The 22,624-nt window shown below is 72.4% G+C and carries 20 protein-coding genes; 16 read left to right on the top strand and 4 right to left on the bottom strand.

The annotated features are described in order from the left end of the window. Window positions 1-10: 10 nt before the first annotated feature. The 9 genes from MFF04_RS08495 to MFF04_RS08535 all read left to right on the top strand — a co-directional run bounded on the left by MFF04_RS08495 (window position 11) and on the right by MFF04_RS08535 (window position 8,930). Window positions 11-613, top strand: coding sequence for a helix-turn-helix domain-containing protein (locus MFF04_RS08495; protein ID WP_238275050.1), 603 nt, complete (start codon window positions 11-13; stop codon window positions 611-613). Continuing rightward, window positions 610-897 (top strand): hypothetical protein, encoded by a 288-nt coding sequence (locus MFF04_RS08500; protein ID WP_238275051.1) that lies wholly within the window; start codon window positions 610-612, stop codon window positions 895-897. The genes MFF04_RS08495 and MFF04_RS08500 overlap by 4 nt, the downstream gene beginning before the upstream one ends. Before the next feature lie 72 nt (window positions 898-969). Beyond that, window positions 970-1,254, top strand: coding sequence for a hypothetical protein (locus MFF04_RS08505; protein WP_163334995.1), 285 nt, complete (start codon window positions 970-972; stop codon window positions 1,252-1,254). Next, a complete protein-coding gene (locus MFF04_RS08510) occupies window positions 1,247-1,504 on the top strand; it encodes a hypothetical protein (protein WP_238275052.1) in 258 nt (85 codons plus the stop codon). The genes MFF04_RS08505 and MFF04_RS08510 overlap by 8 nt, the downstream gene beginning before the upstream one ends. Before the next feature lie 36 nt (window positions 1,505-1,540). After that, on the top strand, window positions 1,541-2,776 hold the full coding sequence (locus MFF04_RS08515) for a site-specific integrase (protein ID WP_238275053.1): 1,236 nt from the start codon (window positions 1,541-1,543) through the stop codon (window positions 2,774-2,776). Then, window positions 2,773-3,039, top strand: a complete 267-nt coding sequence (locus MFF04_RS08520) for a hypothetical protein (protein ID WP_238275054.1) — start codon at window positions 2,773-2,775, stop codon at window positions 3,037-3,039. The genes MFF04_RS08515 and MFF04_RS08520 overlap by 4 nt, the downstream gene beginning before the upstream one ends. A 470-nt stretch (window positions 3,040-3,509) precedes the next feature. Then, window positions 3,510-4,535: a Rieske 2Fe-2S domain-containing protein gene (locus MFF04_RS08525; protein ID WP_238275077.1), complete on the top strand. Its 1,026-nt coding sequence runs from the start codon at window positions 3,510-3,512 to the stop codon at window positions 4,533-4,535. Window positions 4,536-4,752: 217 nt separating this feature from the next. Next, window positions 4,753-7,674 (top strand): beta strand repeat-containing protein, encoded by a 2,922-nt coding sequence (locus MFF04_RS08530; RefSeq protein ID WP_238275055.1) that lies wholly within the window; start codon window positions 4,753-4,755, stop codon window positions 7,672-7,674. Window positions 7,675-7,829: 155 nt separating this feature from the next. Beyond that, complete coding sequence (locus MFF04_RS08535; protein WP_238275056.1) at window positions 7,830-8,930, top strand: MBL fold metallo-hydrolase; 1,101 nt, start codon at window positions 7,830-7,832, stop codon at window positions 8,928-8,930. Window positions 8,931-8,933: 3 nt separating this feature from the next. On the opposite strand, the gene MFF04_RS08540 is transcribed toward MFF04_RS08535, so the two are convergent. Next, window positions 8,934-9,713 (bottom strand): class I SAM-dependent methyltransferase, encoded by a 780-nt coding sequence (locus MFF04_RS08540; protein WP_238275057.1) that lies wholly within the window; start codon window positions 9,711-9,713, stop codon window positions 8,934-8,936. A gap of 177 nt (window positions 9,714-9,890) precedes the next feature. On the opposite strand from MFF04_RS08540, the gene MFF04_RS08545 reads away from it, so the two are divergent. From MFF04_RS08545 to MFF04_RS08575, 7 genes are all read left to right on the top strand, one after another. Then, the gene (locus MFF04_RS08545; RefSeq protein ID WP_238275059.1) at window positions 9,891-10,559 is read left to right on the top strand and encodes a hypothetical protein; all 669 of its coding nucleotides are present in this window, start codon (window positions 9,891-9,893) and stop codon (window positions 10,557-10,559) included. A 104-nt stretch (window positions 10,560-10,663) separates the two neighbouring features. Further along, complete coding sequence (locus MFF04_RS08550; RefSeq protein WP_238275060.1) at window positions 10,664-12,472, top strand: glycoside hydrolase family 15 protein; 1,809 nt, start codon at window positions 10,664-10,666, stop codon at window positions 12,470-12,472. A 42-nt stretch (window positions 12,473-12,514) separates the two neighbouring features. After that, window positions 12,515-14,590 carry a transketolase gene (gene tkt, locus MFF04_RS08555; protein ID WP_238275061.1) on the top strand — a complete coding sequence of 692 codons (2,076 nt, stop codon included), beginning with the start codon at window positions 12,515-12,517 and terminating at the stop codon, window positions 14,588-14,590. Between the two features lie 263 nt (window positions 14,591-14,853). Beyond that, window positions 14,854-17,703, top strand: a complete 2,850-nt coding sequence (locus tag MFF04_RS08560) for a bifunctional transaldolase/phosoglucose isomerase (RefSeq protein WP_238275062.1) — start codon at window positions 14,854-14,856, stop codon at window positions 17,701-17,703. Window positions 17,704-17,782: 79 nt separating this feature from the next. Continuing rightward, complete coding sequence (gene gnd, locus MFF04_RS08565; protein WP_238275063.1) at window positions 17,783-18,757, top strand: phosphogluconate dehydrogenase (NAD(+)-dependent, decarboxylating); 975 nt, start codon at window positions 17,783-17,785, stop codon at window positions 18,755-18,757. Further along, window positions 18,754-19,503, top strand: a complete 750-nt coding sequence (gene pgl / locus MFF04_RS08570) for a 6-phosphogluconolactonase (protein WP_238275064.1) — start codon at window positions 18,754-18,756, stop codon at window positions 19,501-19,503. Before gnd ends, pgl begins: the two co-directional genes overlap by 4 nt. Before the next feature lie 105 nt (window positions 19,504-19,608). Then, window positions 19,609-19,896, top strand: a complete 288-nt coding sequence (locus MFF04_RS08575) for a hypothetical protein (RefSeq protein ID WP_238275065.1) — start codon at window positions 19,609-19,611, stop codon at window positions 19,894-19,896. Between the two features lie 16 nt (window positions 19,897-19,912). On the opposite strand, the gene MFF04_RS08580 is transcribed toward MFF04_RS08575, so the two are convergent. The 3 genes from MFF04_RS08580 to MFF04_RS08590 form a co-directional block, all read right to left on the bottom strand. Next, window positions 19,913-20,611, bottom strand: coding sequence for a hypothetical protein (locus MFF04_RS08580; RefSeq protein ID WP_238275066.1), 699 nt, complete (start codon window positions 20,609-20,611; stop codon window positions 19,913-19,915). Continuing rightward, window positions 20,608-21,168, bottom strand: coding sequence for a sigma-70 family RNA polymerase sigma factor (locus tag MFF04_RS08585; protein WP_238275067.1), 561 nt, complete (start codon window positions 21,166-21,168; stop codon window positions 20,608-20,610). Before MFF04_RS08585 ends, MFF04_RS08580 begins: the two co-directional genes overlap by 4 nt. Before the next feature lie 82 nt (window positions 21,169-21,250). Then, window positions 21,251-22,624 (bottom strand): S8 family serine peptidase (locus MFF04_RS08590; protein ID WP_238275068.1); only part of this gene is annotated, 1,374 nt, incomplete at its 5' end.

A 22,624-nucleotide genomic window follows, 5' to 3' on the forward strand; every position in this document is an offset into this window, starting at 1 on the left:
AAAGGCGTGGGTGGAAGCCGTGCTTGCGCATTTGCGCATCCGGCCGACCGAGCTCGCCCGCGCGATCGAGCGGGCGCCGTCCACCCTCAACCGCTTCCTGAATGATCCTGACGCGACGCACGATCTCTCGCCGGAGACCGTCGAGCGCATCGCCGACTATGCGAAGCTCCGGCCCTATGAGAGGCCGGCGGAGCGAGCACCGCGCGTGTCAGGCATGGCCGAGGCCGAGGCCATCGCCTACCGGCCGGAGGGTGATCGCGACGGCGTGATGAACCAGGCCGTCGAGCAGCTCGTCGGGATGCGCAACGGGGTCGACCCGTGGGTGCTGCAGTCGAGCGCGTTGAGCAGCATCGGCTACCTGCCGGGCGACGTGATGCTCGTCGACCTCAACGAGCGGCCGCGCCCGCACGATGTCGTCTGTGCGCAGGTCTACGACTGGATGCGCTCGAAGGCGCAGACGGTCTTTCGCCTCTACGAGCCGCCCTACCTGCTCGCCTCCACCACGGATCAGAGCGTCCTGCGGCCCCTCGTCGTCGATGACAACGTGGTGGTGGTGAAGGGCGTCGTCACGGCGAGCGTCCGGCCTAGACGGAACCTCGGGCGCGCCGCGTGAACCGCTGGCTCCCGCTCGCGCTGCTCTGCGCGGGCGTCGTCGTCTGGATCGTGTTCCCGCGCGTCGGCCACTTGGCGGCGACTGTGACCGGCGGCTTGTTCTATGCGCTTGCCCTGATCGGCGCCCTCCTGGGACTGCTCTACATCCTGCCTGCGAAAGGCTCGCCGAGCGCCCGCCCCTACGCTTTCGCCGTCGCGCTTGGGATGCTCGCCGTCCTGGCCTCGCTGGCGCACCCTCACAGCTTCGCCCGCAGCATCGAGCGCATCGCCGACACCGACGACTGAGCCCCATGCGCACCATTGCGCATCACGCGCAAACGTGCGCATGTTGTGCGCATCCTCAACAAGGGATGCGCAATGGAACAGTCACCGCTCTACCTAGCTTCGGAAGTGGCCGCTCTGCTCGGCTGCTCGCTCGCCACCCTCCCGGCCAAGTGGCGCCGGCTCAACCGCGATTACGGCTTCCCGCGGCCGCTGCCGGGCAACGGCAACGCCTGGTCCCGCTACCTCGTCAACGAGTGGATCGACACCACCGACGCGGAGCGCGACCTCCCCCGCGAGCGCCGGCCGCGCCGCGCCGTCGCCATCGAGCAGCAGCGCCAGGCGCTCGAGGCGCGCTACGCGGGGGGCGCCCATGTCTGACCCCCGAACCAAGACGCTCATGGATCGCCTCGAGGGCTACGCGAAGGCGATCGACCGCGACGGGCAGGTCAGGCTGCAGGTGTTCGCGTCGGCCGGGATCGCTCTCATCGGCATCGGGCCCAACGTGACGGCCTGGGAGCTGCGGTTCGTCGCGAAGCTCCTCACCGAGCAGGCCCTCGAGATCGAGAAGGCCCTCGCGCCGCGACCGCTCGCCGTCCCGCTGGACGGCATGGCCGCGCCGGGCGAATAGGAGGGCTCAGTCACCATGCGGAGAGGGACCGCGGCCGTGGCGAAGGTCACTATCACCATCAGCAACGTCTCGTGGCGCGGCGGCCGCCCGCGCTACCAGCCGGGGCCGAAGCACCGCAAGCTCGGCCTCAAGGGTCAGGACCTCAAGCGGCCGGACGGCACGTGGATGTCGGCCGAGGAGGCCGCCGCCTGGGTCGAGGCGCAGCTCCGGCCGCGCATCGCCGAGGTCAAGGCGGCCAAGGCCGCGGGCAAGAGGGCGCCCCGCCGCAAGGCGCCGGGCGCCTACACCGTCGAGGACCTGTTCGAGGATCTGTGGAAGTCGCCGAAGTTCACGGCCGGCGAGCCGGTGCCGGGGCGGCCCAAGCGCCGGGTCCTCTCGGCCGCCACCATTCGGGACTACCGCGCGAAGGCGGCCGCGCTCGCCCGCTTCGATCCCGAGCTCTACGGCTCCGACGTCGCCGCCCTGTCGAAGCCGATCCTCGTCGGCCTGCATGAACGCCTCTGGCACGACACGGGCCACCACATGGCGAACGCCATCCTCAAGACGCTCAGCGTCGCGCTCAGCTACGGCGTGCGCAAGGAGCTCGGCGGCCTCAAGCACCATCCCGGATTGCGCCTCGGCATCGAGCAGCCCGACGCGCGCGTGCGGGTCGGCACGATCGGCGAGATGACCGCGATGATCCGGGCGGCCGACGCGATCGGCCTGACCATGGTCGGGCACGCGATCATGCTCGGCCTCATGACGGGCCAGCGGCAGACCGAGCGCCTGGCCCTGATGGATGCCGGGCATGAGAAGGGGTGGCGGCGGTTCCGCCAGTCGAAGACGGCGGCGATCGTCGAGGTTCCGGAGACGCCGCAGCTCACCGCTCGCCTGGCGGCGGCAGCTACCGAACGCCGGGTGCTCGGCGTCAAGCACGCCAACGTCGTGGTCGACCCCAAGACGGGCGGGCCGTTCACGCAGAGCACCTACAACAAGCAGTACCGCCAGGTACGCACCGCCGCCGTCGCCGGCGTCAAGGGGGCGGACGGCGCCTGGATCGTCGAGCCCTGCCCGACGCTGGCGGATTTTCAGGACCGGGACTTGCGCGACACCGCCGTGACCTGGCTCGCCCGCGCCGGCTGCACCGTGCCGGAAATCCGCTCCATCACCGGGCACGACCCGCGCACGATCTACAGCATCCTCAAGCACTACCTGGCGATCGACCGCGAGCAGGCATCGGCCGCGATCGGCAAGCTCGTGCTCTACCTCGAAAGCGAAGGGGCCGCCCTGTGAGCTATGAACCCTGCGCGATCGGTATCCATGTGTGCGGTGTGAGCGCCGACGAGCTCGAGCCCGTCACCGTCGCCAACATCCGCTTACCGACGCGGGCAAAGGCGAGGGAGCTTTTCAACCTCGCCCGCCAGGAATGCAGAGCTGTCAGCGGTGAACCCTGCGATCTCGTCGTGGACCTCTGCGTAGGCCACAACGAGATCGCCGAGGACTTCCCGATGACGAGGCAGATGCTCGCGCGCCTGCTCGAAGTCACCAGCCTCTAGAACGAAGGTCGCACGTGCGACCTTTGCGACCCCTAACGTCGGGTCACACGTTCTCGGTTCGTACAGGCGAGGCAGCGCCTAAACCGTTGAAGGAATTGACCACCGCCTCGCCCTTGCTCGGCATTGTCGAGTGACAATGAGACACTGGATCACCTCCTTTCGCTGGTTGCTGGGAGCCCGAAGGTAGGTGCCCCGCGCGGGCTTGTGAAGGCGTGCGGCGCGCCGGCCCGCCGCGCTCCCCTGCCGCACCCCCCGTGCCGCCCGGTCCGGCGGCCGGCTTTGCCCCCTTCCCCGCGGCGCCGTATGAGGACGGCGCGAAAGGCCGGATGGCGTCATGCCGGTCCGCCCCTTGCGGGACCGATCCGATGCTCGACACACCGCGCGTGCCCGCCCCCTCCTCCGATCCGCTCCCGAAGCCGGGCGCGAACGCCGCGGGTCCCGCCGACGAGGGCGCCCTCGATCCGGAGGCCATGCGCCAGCCCCTGCCGAACGCCTGGTACTGCGTCGGCCGTGCGGAGGACCTCCGCGCCGGCAAGCTCCGCTCCGTTCCCCTCAACGGCGAGCTGATCGTGCTCGGGCGCGAGACCTCTGGCGCCCCCTTTGCGCTCCGCGACCGCTGCCCGCATCGGGGCATGGCCCTGTCGCTCGGCCGCTTCGACGGGGACGCCCTCACCTGCCCGTTCCACGGCTGGCGCTTCGGCACGGACGGGCGCTGCCGGGAGGTGCCGACCCTCTCGGCGGCCGACGCGGCGGATTTCTCGAAGATCGTCGTGCAGCGCTTCCCCGTGGTCGAGAGCGCCGGCTTCGTCTGGGTCAACCCCTGGCTCGGGGCGCCCGGCGCCGAGACCCCGGAGGTGCCCGCGCTCGGCTTCGAGCCCCGCGGCAGCCTCGTCGTGGCGCTCGAGGTCGAGGCCTCCTTCGATCTGACGACGCTCAGCCTCGTCGATCCTGGCCACGTCGCCTTCGTGCACGATTCCTGGTGGTTCCGGCCCTCGAAGGAGCTGAAGGAGAAGGTCAAGCGCTTCGCCCCCGTGCCCTACGGCTTCGTCATGACGAGCCACGCCACCACGACGAGCTCGCCGGTCTACCGTCTGCTCGGGGGCGTGCCGGAGGTCGAGATCGAATTCCGCCTGCCCGGCGTGCGGCTGGAGCGGATCACGGCGGGCGAGAAGCGGGTGGCGAACTACACCTTCGCCACGCCGATGACGCCGAACCGGACGCTTCTGACCAACGCCCTCTACTGGAACATCCCCGGCCTCAACCTCCTCAAGCCCGTCGCCCGGCCGCTGATGCGCCAGTTCCTGACCCAGGATCAGCAGGTGCTCCAGCACGCCCAGAAGGGCCTCGACCGCAAGCCCACCATGGTGCTGTTCGGCCAGGGCGATCTGCCCTCGCAATGGTACTTCCGCCTCAAGCGCGAGGCGCTCCAGGCCGCCCGCGATCGCCGCCCCTTCGCCAACCCGCTCGAGGAGCAGGAGCTGCGCTGGCGCTCGTGAGGCGGCGGCCCGCCGGCCGCTCTCTCCGGATTCCCGGCATCGGGCGGCCGATGTTCATCTTTGGATAAGCATAAGGCAAGTCTTTCCTCCAGAAGAAGATTTACGATGACGTCTGCTTTATGGCGAGGGTTTATTCACTATTCGAGTCTATTTCTCGGCACGTCCGTGATTCAGCACGCACGATAGCGTGGCGCGGACCCGAGGGGGTCTCGAAGCGATGCCGTCAACCTTTGCCGTCACCGGCATCACCACGACGACCTCCTCGTCCGGCCCGGCCCTCAGGGCCGGCGACACGCTGACGCTGACGCTGGCCACCGCGCAGTCCATCGACGGCGTGACGCTCGCGGGCGGCGTGAGGCCGATCCTGACGCTCAGCAACGGCGCGACGGCCACCTATGCCGGCTACGACGCGGCGGGCCTGCGTTTCACCTACACCGTGGCCGCGGGCCAGGACACCGCGGGCCTGACCGTGACGGACCTCGACCTCAAGGGCGCCACGGTCGCGCACGCGAGCGTCTTCGGTTTCGGCACGCCGACCGAGTACGCCGCGGGCGCCCAGACCGTCTCGACCTACGCGGTCTTCGCGGCGGACGTGAATGGCGACGGCAAGGCCGACCTCGTGACCGCCAACACGCGCGACAACACCGTGTCTGTCTTTCTGGGCAACGGGAACGGTACGTTTCAGGCAAAGCAAGACTTCGCCACCGGCAACAGTCCCCGCACCGTCGTGGCGGCGGATGTCGACAACGACGGCAAGCTCGATCTCGTCACCGCCGACACCTCCGGCAGCACGGCGAACGGCTACGTCTCCGTCCTGCTCGGCAACGGCGACGGCACCTTCCGGGTGAAGCAGGATTTCGCCACCGGTGCCGGGACCTCCTCCGCGATCGCGGTCGACGTCAACCAGGACGGCAAGCTCGATCTCGTGACCACCGAGAAGGGGCGCTTCAGCGGCGACGGCACCACCGTCTCGGTGCTGCTGGGCAACGGCGACGGCACGTTCCAAGCGCGGCAGACCTACACCGTCGGCAACGGCCCGCAGGACGTGAAGGCCGCCGACGTGAACGGCGACGGCAAGACCGATCTCGTCGTCGCCAACGGTTACAGCGACTCCGTCTCGGTGCTGCTGGGCAACGGCGACGGCACGTTCCAGGCGAAGCAGGACTACGCGGCCGGGCCGAGCCCATTCGGCATCACGCTGAAGGACGTCAACGGCGACGGCATCCTCGACATCGTCACGCCGAATCTCGGTACGCCCAACGGGGTCTCGGTGCTGCTGGGCAACGGCAACGGCACGTTCCAGGCGCGGCAGTTCTACGCCACCAACGGACCGGCCGCCTCCGTCTCGCTGGCCGACGTGAACGGCGACGGCAAGGTCGACATCGTCGCCTCCACGACGACGGGCAACCTCTCCATCCTGCTGGGCAACGGCGACGGCACGTTCCAGACCAAGCGGGACTACGGGGCGGGCGCCAACAGCTATGCGGTGACGACGGCCGATCTGAACGGTGACGGCTTGCCCGACATCGCCTCGGCCTCCCTCTCGACCAGCACGCTCGCGGTGCGTCTGAACACCTCGACGCAGGCGCTCGGCCTGGACGCGGCGAGCCTGACCACCGCCGCCGGAACCAGCACCCACATCGCCGTCGACACGAGCGCTCCGGTCCTGACGCTCGCGCTGACGGCGGGCACGGGAAGCGATCCGGTCCATGGCAGCCGTGCGCTTCCGACCAATGCCGGGGGCAGCCTCGTCCTCAACGCCGCCGCCTTCGCCGACGGCCTTCATCTCGGCGGGACAGTCAGCGACGCCAACCCGGGTCCGGGCGTGCGCATCGCCCTCTATGCCAGCGACGGGCATAGCGTTCCCACCCGGACCGCGACGCTGAGCGGGGGGGCCTACACCCTCCGGGTCGACGCGTCGGGCACGGCGGGCGGCGCCGATCCGGCGCTCGCCTCCGCGCTGACCGACGGGACCTACGTGGTCGTCGCCTCGACCGAGGACGCGCTGGGCAACGCGGGGTTCGGCACGCCGCGGGTCCTGATCGTCGACACGACCGCGGACGCGGGCGCGGCCGCCGCCCTGACGCTCGACGCCACCGCCGACGGGGTGCTCGACGCGGCCGAGGCGCGGGCGGCCCGCTTCACGGTGACGGGCCTCGACAGCGACGCGAGCGCCGTCGCGACCTTCACGGACGGCACCCGTACGGCGACGGCGACCATCGCCGCGAACGGCGCGGGCACGGTCGATCTCACGGGCCTGACCGGCACGGTGACCGCATCGCTCGCCATCGCCGATATCCACGGGAACACCGCCGCCGCAACGGGCAACGCGGTGCAGGTCCTGGCCCCGCCGGCGGGCGATACCACTCCCCCGGCGCTGACCGCGGACGTCGCCGTCGGGCGCGGCGTGGCGACCCCGCTGACAGGCCATCTGCTGGCCAACGACACGGACGCCTCGCCGCTGCATCTGGCCGAGATCCGCTTCGGCGGCGCCACGGTCGCGGTGCCGAGCACCGGCAGCGTGCAGATCGCCGGCGCCCACGGCACGCTCACCGTCTCGGCGGACGGCAGCTACAGCTACCAGGCCGCGGCGCATGGCGGCGACGTGTTCACCCAGACCGTGCTCGACGCGGCCGGCAACGCCGGCCGGACCACCCTGAGTCTCGGCGTGGACGCGCTGACCGAGACCGCCTTCCGCTTCTTCAACACGGTGTCGGGCGACCACATGCTGACCACGAGCGCGGCCGAGGCCGTACAGATCGCGGGAATGGCCAATTACCGGGCGGAAGGCACGTCCTGGGCGAGTCCGGACAAAGCCGCGGATACCACCGACGTGTTCCGCTTCTTCAATGTCCTGAACGGCGACCACTTCTACACGACGGACGCCGCCGAGCGCGACGTGCTGCTGCGGAGCGGCTCGGGCTACGCCTACGAGGGCGTGGCCTTCCAGGCCTATGCCGAGGCGGGCGCGAGCGGCACGCAGATGCTGTCGCGCTTCCTCAACACGCAGACCGGTCAGCACCATCTCGCCCTGGCCGATGAGGCGGCGGGCATCCGCCAGGGCGCGGCGGGCGCCCACTGGATCGACGAGGGCAACGCCTTCGTCGTCCACACCAGCCTCCACGATCTCCTGGCGTGATCCCGGAGCCGATCTCGGCCCCGATCCAGTTCGGAGAACGAGACGGGGCGCCCATTGCGGGTGCCCTTTTTCGTCGGCCGTCCTACCTGCCCGGCTTAAGCTGACGACCGCGGCGACCGATTCCGCCGTGGCAAGCGATCGAGACGCAGAGACCCATGAACGCGTCCTCTCCACCCCCCGCGAAGCGCCCGACGAGACGGCGGGGCCTGCTCGCGGCGGCGAGCGCGGCGACCGTGATGACGCTCGGCGGCGTCGGCTACGCGGCGCACCGGCGCAGCGCCAACCCCTACTATCGCGGGCCGGTGAGCGACCATTTCGACGGGGTGCGCTTCAGCTCGCCCGATCAGGCCGCCGACAAGGACCTCCTCGCCGTCGCCCGCTGGCAGCTCTCGCGGGGGGGCGAGGCCTGGCCCAAGCGCTTCCCGAGCCCGTTTCCCGCCGACACGCCGCCCGAGCGGGTCGAGGGCCTGCGCGTCGTGCTCATCGGCCACGCGAGCTACCTCGTGCAGGTCGCCGGCCGCAACATCCTGATCGACCCGGTGTTCTCGCGCCGCGCGAGCCCCGTCGCCTTCGCGGGCCCGAAGCGCGTGAACCCGCCGGGCATCGCGCTGACCGACCTGCCGCCCATCGACGCGGTGCTGATCACCCACAACCACTACGACCATCTCGACGGGCCGAGCATGGCCCGGATCTGGACCGACCATCAGCCCCTGATCGTGGCGCCGCTCGGCAACGACGCGATCCTCAAGGGCTACGACGACAGCATGCATGTCGAGACCCGCGACTGGGGCGGCTCATGCGACCTCGGCGGCGGCCTCACGGTGCACCTGACGCCCGCCAACCACTGGTCGGCGCGGGGCGTCAACGACCGGCGGATGGCGCTGTGGTGCGCCTTCGTGGTCACCTCGCCCCGCGGCGTGCACTACCATGTCGGCGACACCGGCTTCGGGGACGGGGGCGTGTTCCGGGACATCCGCGCCCGCTTCGGGCCGCCGCGCCTCGCGAGCCTGCCGATCGGCGCCTACGAGCCCCGCTGGTTCATGCAGGCCCAGCACATGAACCCGAGCGACGCCGTCGCCGCCTTCCGGCTGCTCGGCGCCGAGCAGGCGCTCGGGCACCACTGGGGCACCTTCCGCCTCACCGACGAGGGGATCGAGCGGCCGGTGGAGGCGCTCGGCGCGGCGCTGGAGGAGGCCGGCATCGACCCGGCCCGCTTCCCGGCCCTGCGCCCCGGCCAGGTCTGGCAGGCGTCCTGATCCTCAGCGCGGCCTCTTCCCCGCCCGCGTCGCCTCGTCCCGGCAGGAGCGGATCGCGGCGGGCGCCGGCCGCGCCTCCGGGGCGGGCGCCTCGAACACCGCGACGTAGCTGAGGCCGTCCTTCAACCGGGCGAAGCCGGTCTCGCGGTAGCCGACGGCGGACAGCTCGCAGCGCAGGAGCGCCGGGGGCGTGCCGTGCCGGGAGGGGATGTCGTCGGCATCGACGATGCCGATCCGCCCGCCGGGGCGCATCGCCGCCGCGAGGTGCCAGAGCAGGCCGAAGGGCTGCGCGATCTCGTGGTACATGTGGACCAGGACCGCCGCGTCGAGGGAGCCCGGCGCGAGCTTCGGGTCGTGGGGCTCGCCCTCGACCACCTGGACGTTGTCGAGGCTCTCGCCGCGCAGGCGCGTGCGCAGCCCTTCAAGATAGGCCGGCGTCACGTCGTTCGCCACGACCCGGCCGCCGGGGCCGACGCTCCGGGCGAGGCGCACCGTGTAGTAGCCGCTGCCGGCGCCGATATCGGCGACCGTCTCGCCGGGGCGGATGCCGAGCGCGCGCGCCACCTGCCCGTACTCGTCGGCGGCGTCCCGCTCCCGCTCGCTCGACCACAGCGGCGCGACAATCTCGGCGACCGGCCGGTCGGGCTTCGGGAAGGCGTCGGCCGGCGCCGTCTGGGCGGCGGCCTCCGGGACCACGCCCGGAAGCGTCAGGCAGAGGAGGCAGGCCAGGGCGGTCGCGGTGGCCGCGCGTCGGGACAGGGGCACGCTCGGGGGGCCTCTCATGGATCGCTGTCCCCGGCAACGCGCCGGACCCCGCCAGTGTCCCCGCATCCGGTGCGACGAAGAGGCCCCGGATTACGTGCCGGAAAGGAAATGGCCCCGCTTCCGCCGCAAACCGGGCCGTAGTCTCCACGGTGCGGCGCCGACCCGGCGCCTGAGCGATTCGGGAGGGCGAAGGCGATGCGGGACCCGCTCGGAACCCTGGCCGAGGGACCGGTCTCGGGGCGGTCCTCGGGCGTGAACCTGCCCTTCCTGCCGACGCTCGTCACCGCGGTCGCCATCGCCGCGCTCTCCTTCCTCTGCAAGGAGCCGGCCGCGACGCTCGTGTCCGCCCCGGCGCCGGCCGTCCATGCCTCGGCGCATGTCTCGGCGGCCGCCTTCCCCTTCTCCCGCGAGGCCGCCTCCGCCGAGGCGCTCCCGGAGACGGGCGACCGGCTCGTCGCCGGCCTCGCCTTCGCCTCGCTCCAGCCCCTCGATCTGCGGGCGCCCGAGGTCCGGGTCGCGGCGCGGCCGGGGCCGCGCGTCGTCGGGCTCTCCGCTCCCCGCAAGGGCTGCACCGAGCCGCGCTGTAGCGAGGTCCAGAACGCCCGCCGCCCGGATGCCGCCCATCGCTACGCGCCGGAGGAGGCCGATCCCTTCGCCGCTGCCCGCACGGGATCGATCCGCTCCGGCGAGAGCCCGGCGCCCCGCGAGATCGAGGTCGGCGAGGAGGACGGCTCCGGCATGCCCGATCTCGCCCTGCCCTTCGCCCCGGCGGCCCGCGCGGTCGGCCGGGCGGCCTCCGCCGTGGGCAGCGGGGCCGCCAGCCTGAAGAGCTCGGTTTCTCTCCTCGTCGACTGCCTGCGCTGAGGCGGCCGAAAGGTCGCGCCGGCCGCTCCCTGGACCGGGCGGGGCGGGGGACTACCTGCACCCTCGAGGCTTGACGGTGAGCCTGTCGAGGAATCCCAGCGTCCATGCCGGCACGGATCGAGGACTACGCGCTCGTGGGCGACGGGCGCACCGCCGCCCTGATCAGCCGTGACGGCAGCGTCGACTGGCTGTGCTGGCCCCGCTTCGACGCCTCGGCCTGCTTCGCGCATCTCCTCGGCACCGAGGAGCACGGCTTCTGGCGGATCGCGCCGGTGGCCGCCGGGGTCGAGACCGAGCGCCGCTACCGCGAGTCGAGCCTCGTCCTCGAGACCCGCCACCGCACCCGCTCGGGCGAGGTCCTGGTCACGGACTACATGCCCGCCGGGGACGGCTCGCACCTGATCCGCCTCGTGGAGGGGATCGAGGGGCGCGTAGCCATGCGCATGGACCTCGCGATCCGCTTCGACTTCGGCTCGGCGGTGCCCTGGGTGACGCGCAACGAGCTCGGCGACCTGCGCGCCGTATCCGGCCCCCACAAGGTCGTGCTGCGCACCGGCGTGCCCCTGCGCGGCTCCGGCCAGACGACGGTGGCGGAGTTCACCCTCCAGGCGGGAGAGTCGGTGGCCTTCACCCTCAGCTACGGCAAGTCCCACGAGGACGACCCGCCGCCGATCGAGCCGCGCAAGGTGCTCGCGGCCACGGACCGCTTCTGGCACGAATGGTCGGAGGGCTGCGCCCAGGGAACGCCCTGGGACGCGGTGCTGAAGCGCTCGCTGCTGACTCTCAAAGCGCTGATCTACCGGCCGACCGGCGGCATCGTGGCCGCGCCCACCACCTCGCTGCCCGAGGAGATCGGCGGCGTGCGCAACTGGGACTACCGGTTCTGCTGGCTGCGCGACTCGACCTTCACGCTGCTGGCCCTGATGGACGCAGGCTTCCTCGACGAGGCCCGCGCCTGGCGCGACTGGCTGATGCGGGCGGTCGCCGGCAACCCGGAGCAGGCCCACATCCTCTACGGCATCGGCGGCGAGCGCCTGCTGCCGGAGATCGAGCTCGACTGGCTGCCGGGCTACGAGAACTCGCGGCCGGTCCGCGTCGGCAACGCCGCTTCCGCCCAGTTCCAGCTCGACGTCTACGGCGAACTCTTCGACGCCCTCTATCAGGCCCGTCGGCGCGGCATGGAGAGCGATCCCGAGGGCTGGCGCCTCGGCCTCTCCCTTCTCAAGCACGTCGAGACGGTCTGGAGCGAGCCCGACGAGGGCATCTGGGAGGTCCGGGGCGGGCGCCGGCACTTCGTGCATTCGAAGGTGATGGCCTGGGTCGCCTTCGACCGGGCCATCCGCTCCCACGAGGAGCGGCGGGAGCTGCGCGACGCGCCGGTCGGCCGCTGGCGGGAGATCCGCGACCGGATCCACGCCGAGGTCTGCGACAGGGGCTTCGACCCTGAGCTCAACAGCTTCGTGCAGTCCTACGGCTCGCAGCATCTCGACGCGAGCCTGCTGCTGATCCCGCACATGGGCTTCTTGCCCCAGGACGACCCCCGCGTGGTCGGCACCGTCGAGGCGATCGGCCGCCAGCTCATGCGCGACGGCTTCATCCTGCGCTACGACACCGAGAATCAGACCGTCGACGGCCTGCCCGGCGGCGAGGGCGCCTTCCTGCCCTGCTCCTTCTGGTATGCCGACAATCTGATCGGCCTCGGCCGCTGCGAGGAGGCCCGCGCCCTCATCGAGCGCCTGATAGGCGTCTGCAACGACGTGGGGCTGGTTGCGGAGGAGTACGATCCGGTTAGAAAGCGCCTCGTCGGGAACTTCCCCCAGGCCTTCAGCCACGTGGCCCTCGTCAACACCATCCTCAGCTACAGCCGGGCCACCGGACCGGCACGCGGCGCGGGGGCGGAAGCGCCCCGCTAGATCGGGGCGCGCGGGCCGGCGGCAGCACGAGAGAGAGCGACCATGAGCGGAGCGGACACCCCGGCGCGGGGCAAGCTGAGCGAAGCCGACGGGCTCGCGATCAACACCCTGCGCACGCTGGCCATCGACGCGGTGCAGAAGGCGAACTCGGGCCATGCCGGCGCGCCGATGGCGCTGGCGCCCGTCGCCTACACCCTCTGGAACCGGTATCTCCGCTACGACCCGGCCAACCCCCACTGGCCGAACCGCGACCGCTTCGTGCTCTCGGCCGGGCACGCCTCGATGCTGCTCTACGGGCTGCTGCATCTCGCCGGCGTCGCCGACAAGGACGGCGGCAACGCGCCGGCGGTGTCGCTGGAGGACATCAAGAAGTTCCGCCAGGTCGACAGCCGCACCCCGGGCCACCCGGAGAGCCACCTCACGACCGGTGTCGAGACCACCACCGGCCCGCTCGGCCAGGGCGTCGCCAACTCCGTCGGCATGGCGATGGGCGGCCGCTTCCTCGGCGAGCGCCTGAACCGGCCCGACCTGCCGCTGTTCGACTTCAACGTCTACGCGATCTGCTCGGACGGCGACCTCATGGAGGGCGTCGCCTCCGAGGCCGCCTCGATCGCCGGGCACCTGCGCCTGTCGAACCTGTGCTGGATCTACGACAACAACACCATCACCATCGAGGGCCATACCGAGCTGGCCTTCTCGGAGGAGGTCGCCGCCCGCTTCCTCGCCTATGGCTGGCAGGTGCTGCGGGTCGCCGACGCCAACGACGTGCACGCGATCTCCGGCGCCCTCGAGACCTTCCTCCAGTCGAGCGACCGGCCGACCCTGATCGTCGTCAACTCGATCATCGGCTACGGCGCGCCCACCAAGCAGAACACCTCGAAGGCCCACTCGGACGCGCTCGGCCCCGACGAGGTCAAGGGCGCCAAGCGCGCCTACGGCTGGCCGGAGGATGCCGAGTTCCTGGTGCCGGACGGCGTGCTCGACACCTTCCGCGACGGCATCGGCAAGCGCGGTGCCGAGCTTCATGCCCAGTGGCAGGGCTTCTTCCAGGCCGCCCGCGAGGCCGATGCCGGCCACGCCGAGGACCTCGACGCGTTCCTTCAGGGGCGCCTGCCCGACGGCTGGGACCGGGACATCCCGGTCTTCGAGGCCGACGCCAAGGGGCTCGCCACCCGCGAATCCTCCGGCAAGGTGCTCAACGCCATCGCCAAGCACGTGCCGTTCCTGCTCGGCGGCTCCGCGGATCTCGCCCCCTCCAACAAGTCGAACCTGACCTTCGAGGGCGCGGGCACGCTGACCCCCTTCGAGCCGGGCGGGCGCAACATCCATTTCGGCGTGCGCGAGCACGCCATGGGCTCGATCGTGAATGGCCTCGGCCTCGTGGGGCTTCGCGCCTACGGCGCTACCTTCCTGGTCTTCGCCGACTACATGCGCCCGCCGGTGCGGCTCGCCTCGCTGATGGAGCTGCCGGTCTTCCACATCTACACCCACGACTCGATCGGCGTCGGCGAGGACGGGCCGACCCACCAGCCCGTCGAGCAGCTTCTCTCGCTGCGCTGCATCCCCGGCCTCGTGACGCTCCGCCCGGCGGACGCCAACGAGGTCGCCGAGGCCTACCGGGTGATCTTCTCGCTGAAGGACCAGCCGGCGGTGCTGGCCCTCTCCCGCCAGCCGCTGCCGACCTTCGACCGCGCCAAGTACGCCCCCGCCTCCGGCGTGGCGAAGGGCGCCTACGTGCTCGCCGACAGCGAGGGCACGCCCGACGTGATCCTGATCGGCACCGGCTCCGAGGTGCAGCTCTGCGTCGGCGCCTACGAGACCCTCAAGGCCGAAGGCGTGAAGGCCCGCGTCGTCTCAATGCCCTCCTGGGACCTGTTCGAGCGCCAGGACCAAGCCTACCGCGAGAGCGTGCTGCCGCCCGCCGTGAAGGCCCGCGTCGCCGTCGAGCAGGGCTCGGTGATCGGCTGGGACCGCTACGCGGGCAGCGAGGGCGCCATCGTCGGCATGCACACCTTCGGCGCCTCGGCGCCGATCAAGGACCTGCTGACGAAGTTCGGCTTCACCCCCGAGAAGGTGCTGGAGGCCGCCCGCGCCCAGGTCGCCCGCCACAAGAAGTAGCGCACGCGAGAAGCCCTCTCCTCCACGGAACTCGGGGCTGCCCGGGTTCCGCTCCAAGCTCCCCGAGTCGGACAGGCCCGGCTTGGGATGGGAGAGGGTGGCCCGCGAAGCGGACCGAGAGAGGACAGCACCGCCGCTTCCGGAGGATTCGTCACCCCTGCGCGAAAGGCCGCCCTCCCCCGCACGAAGGGGGTGGTTCACGCGCGGGCCCCCGCCCTATCTACCGGGCGCGGGACGATGACACCCACGCGAGGACGGGACGGATGAACGCGCTGAAGGCTCTCTTCACCGAGCAGGACCAGGCCGTCTGGCTCGATTTCGTGGCCCGCGGCTTCATCGCGAAGGGCGAGCTGAAGACCCTCGTCGAGCGCGACGGCCTGCGCGGCGTCACCTCGAACCCGGCGATCTTCGAGAAGGCGATCGGCGCCTCCGACGAGTATGACGGCGCCCTCAAGGCGGTAATTGCCGAGCAGGGCGACGCCCGCGTCATCGACCTCTACGAGGGGCTCGCCGTCGAGGACATCCGCAACGCCGCCGACGTGCTGCGCCCGGTCTACGAGGCGAGCGACGGCGCCGACGGCTATGTCAGCCTCGAGGTCTCCCCCTACCTCGCCCTCGACACGCAGGAGACGCTGGAGGAAGCCCGCCGCCTCCACAAGTGGGTCGACCGCGACAACCTGATGGTGAAGGTTCCGGCCACACCCGCCGGCATCCCCGCGATCCGCCAGCTCACGGCGGAGGGCATCTCGATCAACGTCACGCTGCTGTTCTCGCAGAGCGTCTACGAGGAGGTCGCCCGCGCCTTCATCGCCGGCCTGCAGGAGCGCGCCGACCGGGGCGAGGACGTCTCGCGGATCGCCAGCGTGGCGAGCTTCTTCATCAGCCGCATCGACAGCCTCGTCGACAAGGCGCTCGACGAGAAGATCGCAGGCGGCGGCGTCGACAAGGCGGCGCTGGAGGCCCTCAAGGGCAAGGTCGCCATCGCCAACGCGAAGCTCGCCTACCGGCGCTACGAGGCGATCTACGCCGAGCCCGCCTGGAAGGCGCTGGAGGCCAAGGGCGCCAAGGCGCAGCGCCTGCTCTGGGCCTCCACGGGCACCAAGAACAAGGCCTATTCCGACGTGCTCTACGTCGAGGAGCTGATCGGCCCGAACACCGTCAACACCATGCCGCCGGCCACCATGGACGCCTTCCGCGACCACGGCGAGGTCCGCGCCACCATCGCGCACGACCTGCCCGCCGCCGAGGCCGCGATGGCCGGGCTCGCGGGGGCCGGCATCGACATCGAGGAGGTGGCCCGCAAGCTCGTGGACGAGGGCGTGCAGCTCTTCGTCGACGCCGCCGACAAGCTGCTCGGCGCGGTCGCGGGCAAGCGTACAGCGCTTCTCGGCCCGAAGCTCGACGGCCAGAGCCTCCACTTGAGCGAGGCGCTCGCCAAGGAGACCGACCGCACGGTCGAGGCGTGGCGGGCGTCGGGCGCCATCCGCCGGCTCTGGAAGCACGACGCCTCCGTCTGGACCGGCGGCGACGAGGCGAACTGGCTCGGATGGCTGCGCATCGTCGAGGACGAGTTGGAGCGCGTCGAGACCTACGAGCGCTTCGCCGAGGAGGTGAAGGCCGAGGGCTTCACCGACGCCGTGGTGCTCGGCATGGGCGGCTCCAGCCTCGGACCGGAGGTGCTGGCGCTGACCTACGGCCATCGCGAGGGCTTCCCGCGCCTGCGCATCCTCGATTCCACCTCCCCCGACGAGGTGCGGGCGCTGGAATCGCAGATCGATCTCGCCCGGACCCTATTCATCGTGGCGAGCAAGTCCGGCTCGACGCTCGAACCCAACGTCTTCCGAGACTACTTCCTCGGCCGCATGAAGGAGGTCGTCGGCGAGCGCGCCGGGCGCCACTTCGTCGCCGTCACCGATCCGGGCTCGGCCATGGAGAAGGCGGCGCAGGCCGACGGCTTCCGAAAGGTCTTCCACGGCGTGAAGCAGATCGGCGGGCGCTACTCCGTGCTCTCGGCCTTCGGGCTGGTGCCGGCCGCCGCCGCCGGCATCGAGGTCCGCGAGGCGCTCGACACCGCCCGTACCATGGTGCGTTCCTGCGGCCCCGCCGTTCCGCCGGCCCAGAACCCCGGCGTGCAGTTCGGCGCGGCCCTCGGCACCGCCGCGCTCAAGGAGGGTCGCGACAAGGTCACGCTGATCGCCTCGCCCGGCGTCGCCTCCTTCGGCGCCTGGGCCGAGCAGCTCATCGCGGAATCGACGGGCAAGCAGGGCAAGGGCCTGATCCCGGTCGACGGCGAGCCGGCGGGCGTGCCGGCGGTCTACGGCCGCGACCGCTTCTTCGTCTACCTGCGTCTCGAAGGCCACGCGGATGCCGGCCAGGACGAGGCGGTGCGCAACCTGGAGCGCGAGGGCCATCCCGTCGCCCGCATCGCGCTCGAGACCGTCGAGCACCTGCCCCAGGAGTTCTTCCGCTTCGAGATGGCGACCGCGGTGGCCGGCGCGGTGCTCGGCATCGATCCGTTCGACCAGCCGGACGTCGAGGCCAGCAAGGTCGAGACGAAGAAGCTATTCGAGGCCGCGGAGTCGAGCGGCGCGCTGCCCGCCGAGACGCCGCTCTTCGAGGACGAGACCATCGCCCTCTACGCCGATGCCGGCAACGCAAGCGCCCTGCCCCGGGCCGCCGAAGGTCTCGACGCGGCCCTGAAAGCCCATCTCGGGCGCCTCAAGGACGGCGACTACCTGGCGCTTCTCGCCTACGTCGCCCGCAACGAGGCGCACCACGCCGTGCTCCAGAAGGCGCGGCTGGCCGCGCGCGACGCCCGCCGGGTCGCGACCTGCCTGGAGTTCGGGCCCCGCTTCCTCCACTCGACGGGCCAGGCCTACAAGGGCGGGCCCGACAGCGGCGTCTTCGTGCAGATCACCGCCGACCCGGCCGAAGACCTTCCCATCCCCGGGCGCAAGCTCGGCTTCGGCACGGTCATCGCCGCCCAGGCGCGGGGCGACTTCGCGGTGCTGGCCGAGCGCGGCCGCCGGGCGCTCCGCGTCCACATCAAGGGCGGCGACACCGAGGCCGGCCTGAAGCGGATCGCGGCCGCGATCACCGCGGCGGTCGGCTGAAGCGACTTCGACGGCGCCCGGCGCGTCCCGCGCGCCGGGTCCCCCTGCCCGCCTCGACGGCTGAACCGGAGAACACCCCATGCAGCTCGGCATGATCGGCCTCGGCCGGATGGGCGGCAACATCGTGCGCCGTCTTCTCAAGGGCGGCCATACGGCCGTCGTCTACGACCGGGACCCGAAGGCCGTGGAGGCCCTCGTGAAGGAGGGCGCGGTCGGCGCCGATAGCCTGGAGGAGTTCGTCTCGAAGCTGGAGGTGCCCCGCACCGCCTGGGTGATGCTGCCGGCGGGCGCGATCACCGAGGAGACGGTGGGAACGCTCAAGGGCCTGATGCAGGCGGGCGATACGGTCATCGACGGCGGCAACTCCTTCTACAAGGACGACATCCGCCGCGCCGCGGAGCTGCGCGAGGCCGGCCTGCACTACGTCGACGTCGGCACCTCCGGCGGCGTCTGGGGCCTCGAGCGCGGCTACTGCATGATGGTCGGCGGCGATAGTGAGGCCGTCCAGCGCATCGACCCGATCCTGGCGACGCTCGCCCCCGGCCTCGGCTCGGTGCCGCGCACGCCCGGCCGCGAGGGCCGCGACCCCTGCGCCGAGCAGGGCTACATCCATGCCGGTCCGAGCGGGGCCGGCCACTTCGTGAAGATGGTCCATAACGGCATCGAGTACGGGCTGATGCAGGCCTATGCCGAGGGCTTCGACATCCTGCGCCACGCCAATGCCGAGGAATTGCCGGAGGCGCAGCGCTTCGACCTGAACATCGGCGACATCGCCGAGGTCTGGCGGCGGGGCTCGGTCGTCTCCTCCTGGCTCCTCGACCTCACGGCCCAGGCGCTGGCGAGTGACGAGCGGCTCGACTCCTTCTCCGGCTTCGTCGCCGATTCCGGCGAGGGCCGCTGGACGCTGAACGCGGCGATCGAGGAATCGGTGCCGGCCACCGTGCTCTCGGCGGCGCTCTACGCCCGCTTCCGCTCCCGCGAGCACGCGAGCTTCGCCGACAAGCTGCTCTCGGCCATGCGCAAGGGCTTCGGCGGCCATCAGGAGCCGAAATGAGCGGAGAGGACGCGAGCGTGGTCCTGCCGCCGAACGCCGAGACCCTGGCCGATCCGGCCGCGGTGGCGGCGCGGGCGGCGGAGCACCTCGTCTCGGCCTGCGAGACGGCGCCGGCCGAGCGCGTCGCGGTCTGCCTCTCCGGAGGCTCGACCCCGAAGCTGCTCTACGCCCTTCTCGCCCGCCCGCCCCTGCGCGACCGCCTGCCCTGGGGACGCCTGCACTGGTTCTTCGGCGACGACCGGGTCGTGCCCTGGGACGATCCGTCCAGCAACGTGCGCATGGCGGCCGAGGCCTTCGGCACCGACGCGCCGATCCCGCCGGAGAACCTCCACCGCATCGATCCCGCCGGCGGCGCCGAGGCGGCGGCCGAGCGCTACGGCGCTGCGCTCGCGGGGTTCTTCGGGGTGGCGCGGCCCGATCCGGCGACGCCGCTGTTCGATCTCGTGCTGCTCGGCCTCGGCGAGGATGGGCACACCGCTTCGCTGTTCCCCGGCACCGCTGCGCTCGCCGTCTCCGACGCCTGGACCGCGCCGGTGCCGAAGCCCGGCCTCGCGCCCTTCGTGCCGCGGGTCACGCTGACCTTCCCGGCGCTCGCCGCCTCCCGCGCGGTGCTGTTCCTCGTCACCGGCGCGGGGAAGCGCGCGCCCCTCACCCGTCTCGCCGCGGGCGAGGACCTGCCCGCCGCCCGCGTGACGAGCGCCGGCCGCATCAGTTGGCTGATCGATGCCGCGGCCGCGGGCGCGTGAGGGCTGCCATTCGGAATTTCGCCGCAAACCGGGCCGCTTCGTAGACCCATCTCCGTTCAGCGCGGCAGGGACATGATTCGCGAGGCAGAAGCCGGCGAAGGCTCGATGGAGTCCGAGTCCGAGACGGCGCTTCAGTCCTGCGCGCTCCGGCCTCCGAGGGCGCGGCTGCGGCGTGGCCAGCGTCTCGCGCCGGGGCCTCTGCGCCCGTCGCGGCGGCGGGACCGGGGCGTCGCCGCGGGCGCCCTCGTCGGCGCGCTGGCCGGGCTCGCGGTGCTCGCGGCGCTGGGCCTGCCGCTCCTCCTCGCCATCGTCTCCGAAGGAGCACGACGCCCGGAGGCCGCTCCCGCACGCGCGGCGGACAGGGCCGCTCTCGCGCAGGACAAGGCGCGCTGAGCGGGCGCCGCTCCGCTCAGCGCGCGGGCGGCAGGCTCTCCGGCGCGACGAGGCGGACCGCGCCGCTCCCCCGAAGCCGTTCGACCAGCCCCGCGAGCGCTTCCGGCGCGATGCCCTCGTCTGCGAGCCGCAGCCGGTAGACCCCTCCTGGGCGGGGGCCGTCGACGATGCGCGCGCCGGTCTCCCGGAGCAGCGCCTCGATCCGGCCGGCGGTCGCCTCGGGCGCGAAGGCGACGAGGGCGAAGCGCCCCCGCGCGCTCTCCACTGTGGGGGCCGAGGCCGTCTCGTAGCCCGTCCCCGAGGGCGCGTGGAGATAGGCCTGCGCCAGGAAGCCGGCCTGGAGCGCGATCACCAGGGCCGCGGCGGCGCCCGCCCCCATCAATACCCCCGGCGACAGCCCGGCGAGCGCCCCGCGCAGGCGCTCCAGCAGGCCGGGCCTCCGGTCCGGGCCGGCCTCCGCCGCGATCCGCGCGAACAGCGCCTCGCGCGCCCGTGCTGACGGCAGGCCGAGCCCCTGGTTGAGGGCGACCGTCTCGGCCCGCTCCTCGCGGGCGGCGGCGAGGTTGCGGGCGATCGCAGGATCGCGGGCGATCGCCGCCTCGAGCCGCGTCGCCTCCTCGGGGCTCAGGCGCTCCGTCGCGTGCCAGGGAACCAGCAGGTCGACGTCGTCCGGCGCCTTATCGTGACTCGTGTCCCGGTCCTCGTCCCGGCTCATGGCCACCCCCTGTCGATGCCTCGGGCGGAAAGCTGTTCGGAGAGCCGCTTGCGCGCGTGGAACAGGCGCGTCTTCACCGTGCCCGCCGGGATGCCGACGATCTCGGCCACCTCCTCGACGCTGCGCTCGTGATAGTAGACGAGATCGACCACCTCCCGGTGCTCCGCCGAGAGCGTCGCCAGGCAGCGGCGGATCGCCTCCGCCTTGCCGACCTTCTGAAGCAGGATCTCGGGCGTGTCCGCTTCGTCCTCGATCGCCTCGGCGGCCTCGGGCTCGAGCGAGTCCTGCGGCCGCCGGCGCAGGTGCGAGAGCGCCTTGAACCGGGCGATGGACAGCATCCAGGTCGTCACGCTCGCCCGCCCCTCGTAGCGGGCGGCCTGGCGCCAGACGTCGAGGAAGACCTCGCTCATCAGATCCTCCGCATGGGTCGGGTCGCGCACGAGCCGGACCAGGAATCGGTAGAGACGCGTCGCGTGGCGTCCGTAGAGGGCCTGCATCGCGAGCCCGTCGCCCCCGGCGATCCGCGCGACGAGCGCCTCGTCCGACCCGTCCGTCATCGCCCTGCGTCCCGTTCGATCCTTGGTCGCCCGAGGGGCGCCCGCGGTTCAAACCCGGCGTCGGGTCTTTCTCGCGCCGGGCTCACGGCCGCGGCCCGGGCGGCTCGGTGGCCGGCACGGCGTCCGGCGTCCCGGCCGGGCCTTGCGGGCTCGCCAGGGCCGGCGGAGTGGCCGTTTCCGCCATGCCCTGCGGGGGACTGGCGGAGGTGGGCCGTGCGGCCTCGGCGATCGTCGGCGGGGCGGCGCCCGCCGCCCGCAGCGCCGCGTCGGCCTGCGCGAAGCCCGCCCCGTACTCAGGGTCCGGTCCCGGCGGGCCGAGGTCGCGGGCGCTGCCGGTCAGCGCGGACCGCAGGGCGGCGGGCGTCAGGTCGGGCTTCGCCTGGAGGAGCATCGCCGCGATCCCCGCGACCTGCGGCGCGGCCATGGAGGTGCCGGAGAGGAAGCCGTAGCCGCCGCCGGGGGCCGCCACGAACACCTCGACGCCCGGCGCCGCGAGGGCCACATGCGCCCCCCGGTTCGCGGCCGGGTAGAGCCGGTCCTCGGCGTCGGTGGCGGTGACGGCGACGACGCTCGGGTCGGCGGCCGGATGCAGCGGGGGCGAGGCCGGCCCGGCATTGCCGGCGGCGGCCACGTAGAGCGTGCCCTTGGCGAGCCCCGCCGCCAGGAACTGCGACAGCCAGGCATCGGCGGGCCCGGCGAAGCTCATGGTGACGATCCGCGCTCCGGCGCCGGCCGCCCAGTCGAGGGCCCGCAGCACGTGGATCGTGGTCCCCTGCGCGCCGCTCGGCCGCGCCTCGCCCGTCCCCGAGAAGGCGCGGATCGCGAGAAGGCGTGAGGCCGGCGCCGCGCTGGCGAGCTGTCCCCGCGCCCCGACGAGTCCGGCGACGGCGGTGCCGTGGGCGTGCGGGCTCGGCGGCGCCGTCTCGGAGCGGGCGAGCGCGTCGAAGCTCTTCGCGACCGCGCCGGCGAGCTCCGGGTGGGCGGCGTCGATGCCGGAATCGATCACCGCGACGGCGACGTCCCGGCCGGTGGCGAGCGCGTGCGCCTGCGGAAGGTGCAGCTTCGCCACGGCGTACTGGCTCCCCGCGAAGGCCGGTTCGGGCGCTTGGACCAGGGCGTAGACGTGGTTCGGCCGGGCCGAGGCCACGTGCCGGTCGGTGGAGAGCGCCGCGATCACCGCGGCGAGGCCGCGCCGGTCGCGGATGCGGAAGCGGTGGAGCGTCACCGGCACCAGGCCGAAGCGCTCGGAGGCGATCAGCGTCAGCCGCTCCCGCCGGGCGAGGCGGGCGGGCATGTCGGCGGGGGCGCCGGGCCGAAGCGCGACGAGCACCTCGCCGGGCACCGTGCCGGGGGCCTCCGCGGCCGCTCGGACCGGAGCGGCGGCCGCCGCCGCGGCGCGGGGCGGGACGCGGGGCGGTGGAGTGCCCGCGCTGCGCTCCCGTGCCGCCCGCCCGGC

This window comes from Methylobacterium jeotgali (genome assembly GCF_022179345.1).
Classification (GTDB): domain Bacteria; phylum Pseudomonadota; class Alphaproteobacteria; order Rhizobiales; family Beijerinckiaceae; genus Methylobacterium; species Methylobacterium jeotgali.

Bases quoted from the DNA above. Each gene is read 5' to 3' on its own strand.
- MFF04_RS08505 (WP_163334995.1), top strand. From the start codon at position 970: ATGGAACAGTCACCGCTCTACCTAGCTTCGGAAGTGGCCGCTCTGCTC.
- MFF04_RS08510 (WP_238275052.1), top strand. From the start codon at position 1,247: ATGTCTGACCCCCGAACCAAGACGCTCATGGATCGCCTCGAGGGCTAC.
- MFF04_RS08525 (WP_238275077.1), top strand. From the start codon at position 3,510: ATGCGCCAGCCCCTGCCGAACGCCTGGTACTGCGTCGGCCGTGCGGAG.
- MFF04_RS08530 (WP_238275055.1), top strand. From the start codon at position 4,753: ATGCCGTCAACCTTTGCCGTCACCGGCATCACCACGACGACCTCCTCG.
- MFF04_RS08535 (WP_238275056.1), top strand. From the start codon at position 7,830: ATGAACGCGTCCTCTCCACCCCCCGCGAAGCGCCCGACGAGACGGCGG.
- MFF04_RS08540 (WP_238275057.1), bottom strand. From the start codon at position 9,713: ATGAGAGGCCCCCCGAGCGTGCCCCTGTCCCGACGCGCGGCCACCGCG.
- MFF04_RS08545 (WP_238275059.1), top strand. From the start codon at position 9,891: ATGCGGGACCCGCTCGGAACCCTGGCCGAGGGACCGGTCTCGGGGCGG.
- MFF04_RS08550 (WP_238275060.1), top strand. From the start codon at position 10,664: ATGCCGGCACGGATCGAGGACTACGCGCTCGTGGGCGACGGGCGCACC.
- tkt (WP_238275061.1), top strand. From the start codon at position 12,515: ATGAGCGGAGCGGACACCCCGGCGCGGGGCAAGCTGAGCGAAGCCGAC.
- MFF04_RS08560 (WP_238275062.1), top strand. From the start codon at position 14,854: ATGAACGCGCTGAAGGCTCTCTTCACCGAGCAGGACCAGGCCGTCTGG.
- gnd (WP_238275063.1), top strand. From the start codon at position 17,783: ATGCAGCTCGGCATGATCGGCCTCGGCCGGATGGGCGGCAACATCGTG.
- pgl (WP_238275064.1), top strand. From the start codon at position 18,754: ATGAGCGGAGAGGACGCGAGCGTGGTCCTGCCGCCGAACGCCGAGACC.
- MFF04_RS08575 (WP_238275065.1), top strand. From the start codon at position 19,609: ATGGAGTCCGAGTCCGAGACGGCGCTTCAGTCCTGCGCGCTCCGGCCT.
- MFF04_RS08580 (WP_238275066.1), bottom strand. From the start codon at position 20,611: ATGAGCCGGGACGAGGACCGGGACACGAGTCACGATAAGGCGCCGGAC.
- MFF04_RS08585 (WP_238275067.1), bottom strand. From the start codon at position 21,168: ATGACGGACGGGTCGGACGAGGCGCTCGTCGCGCGGATCGCCGGGGGC.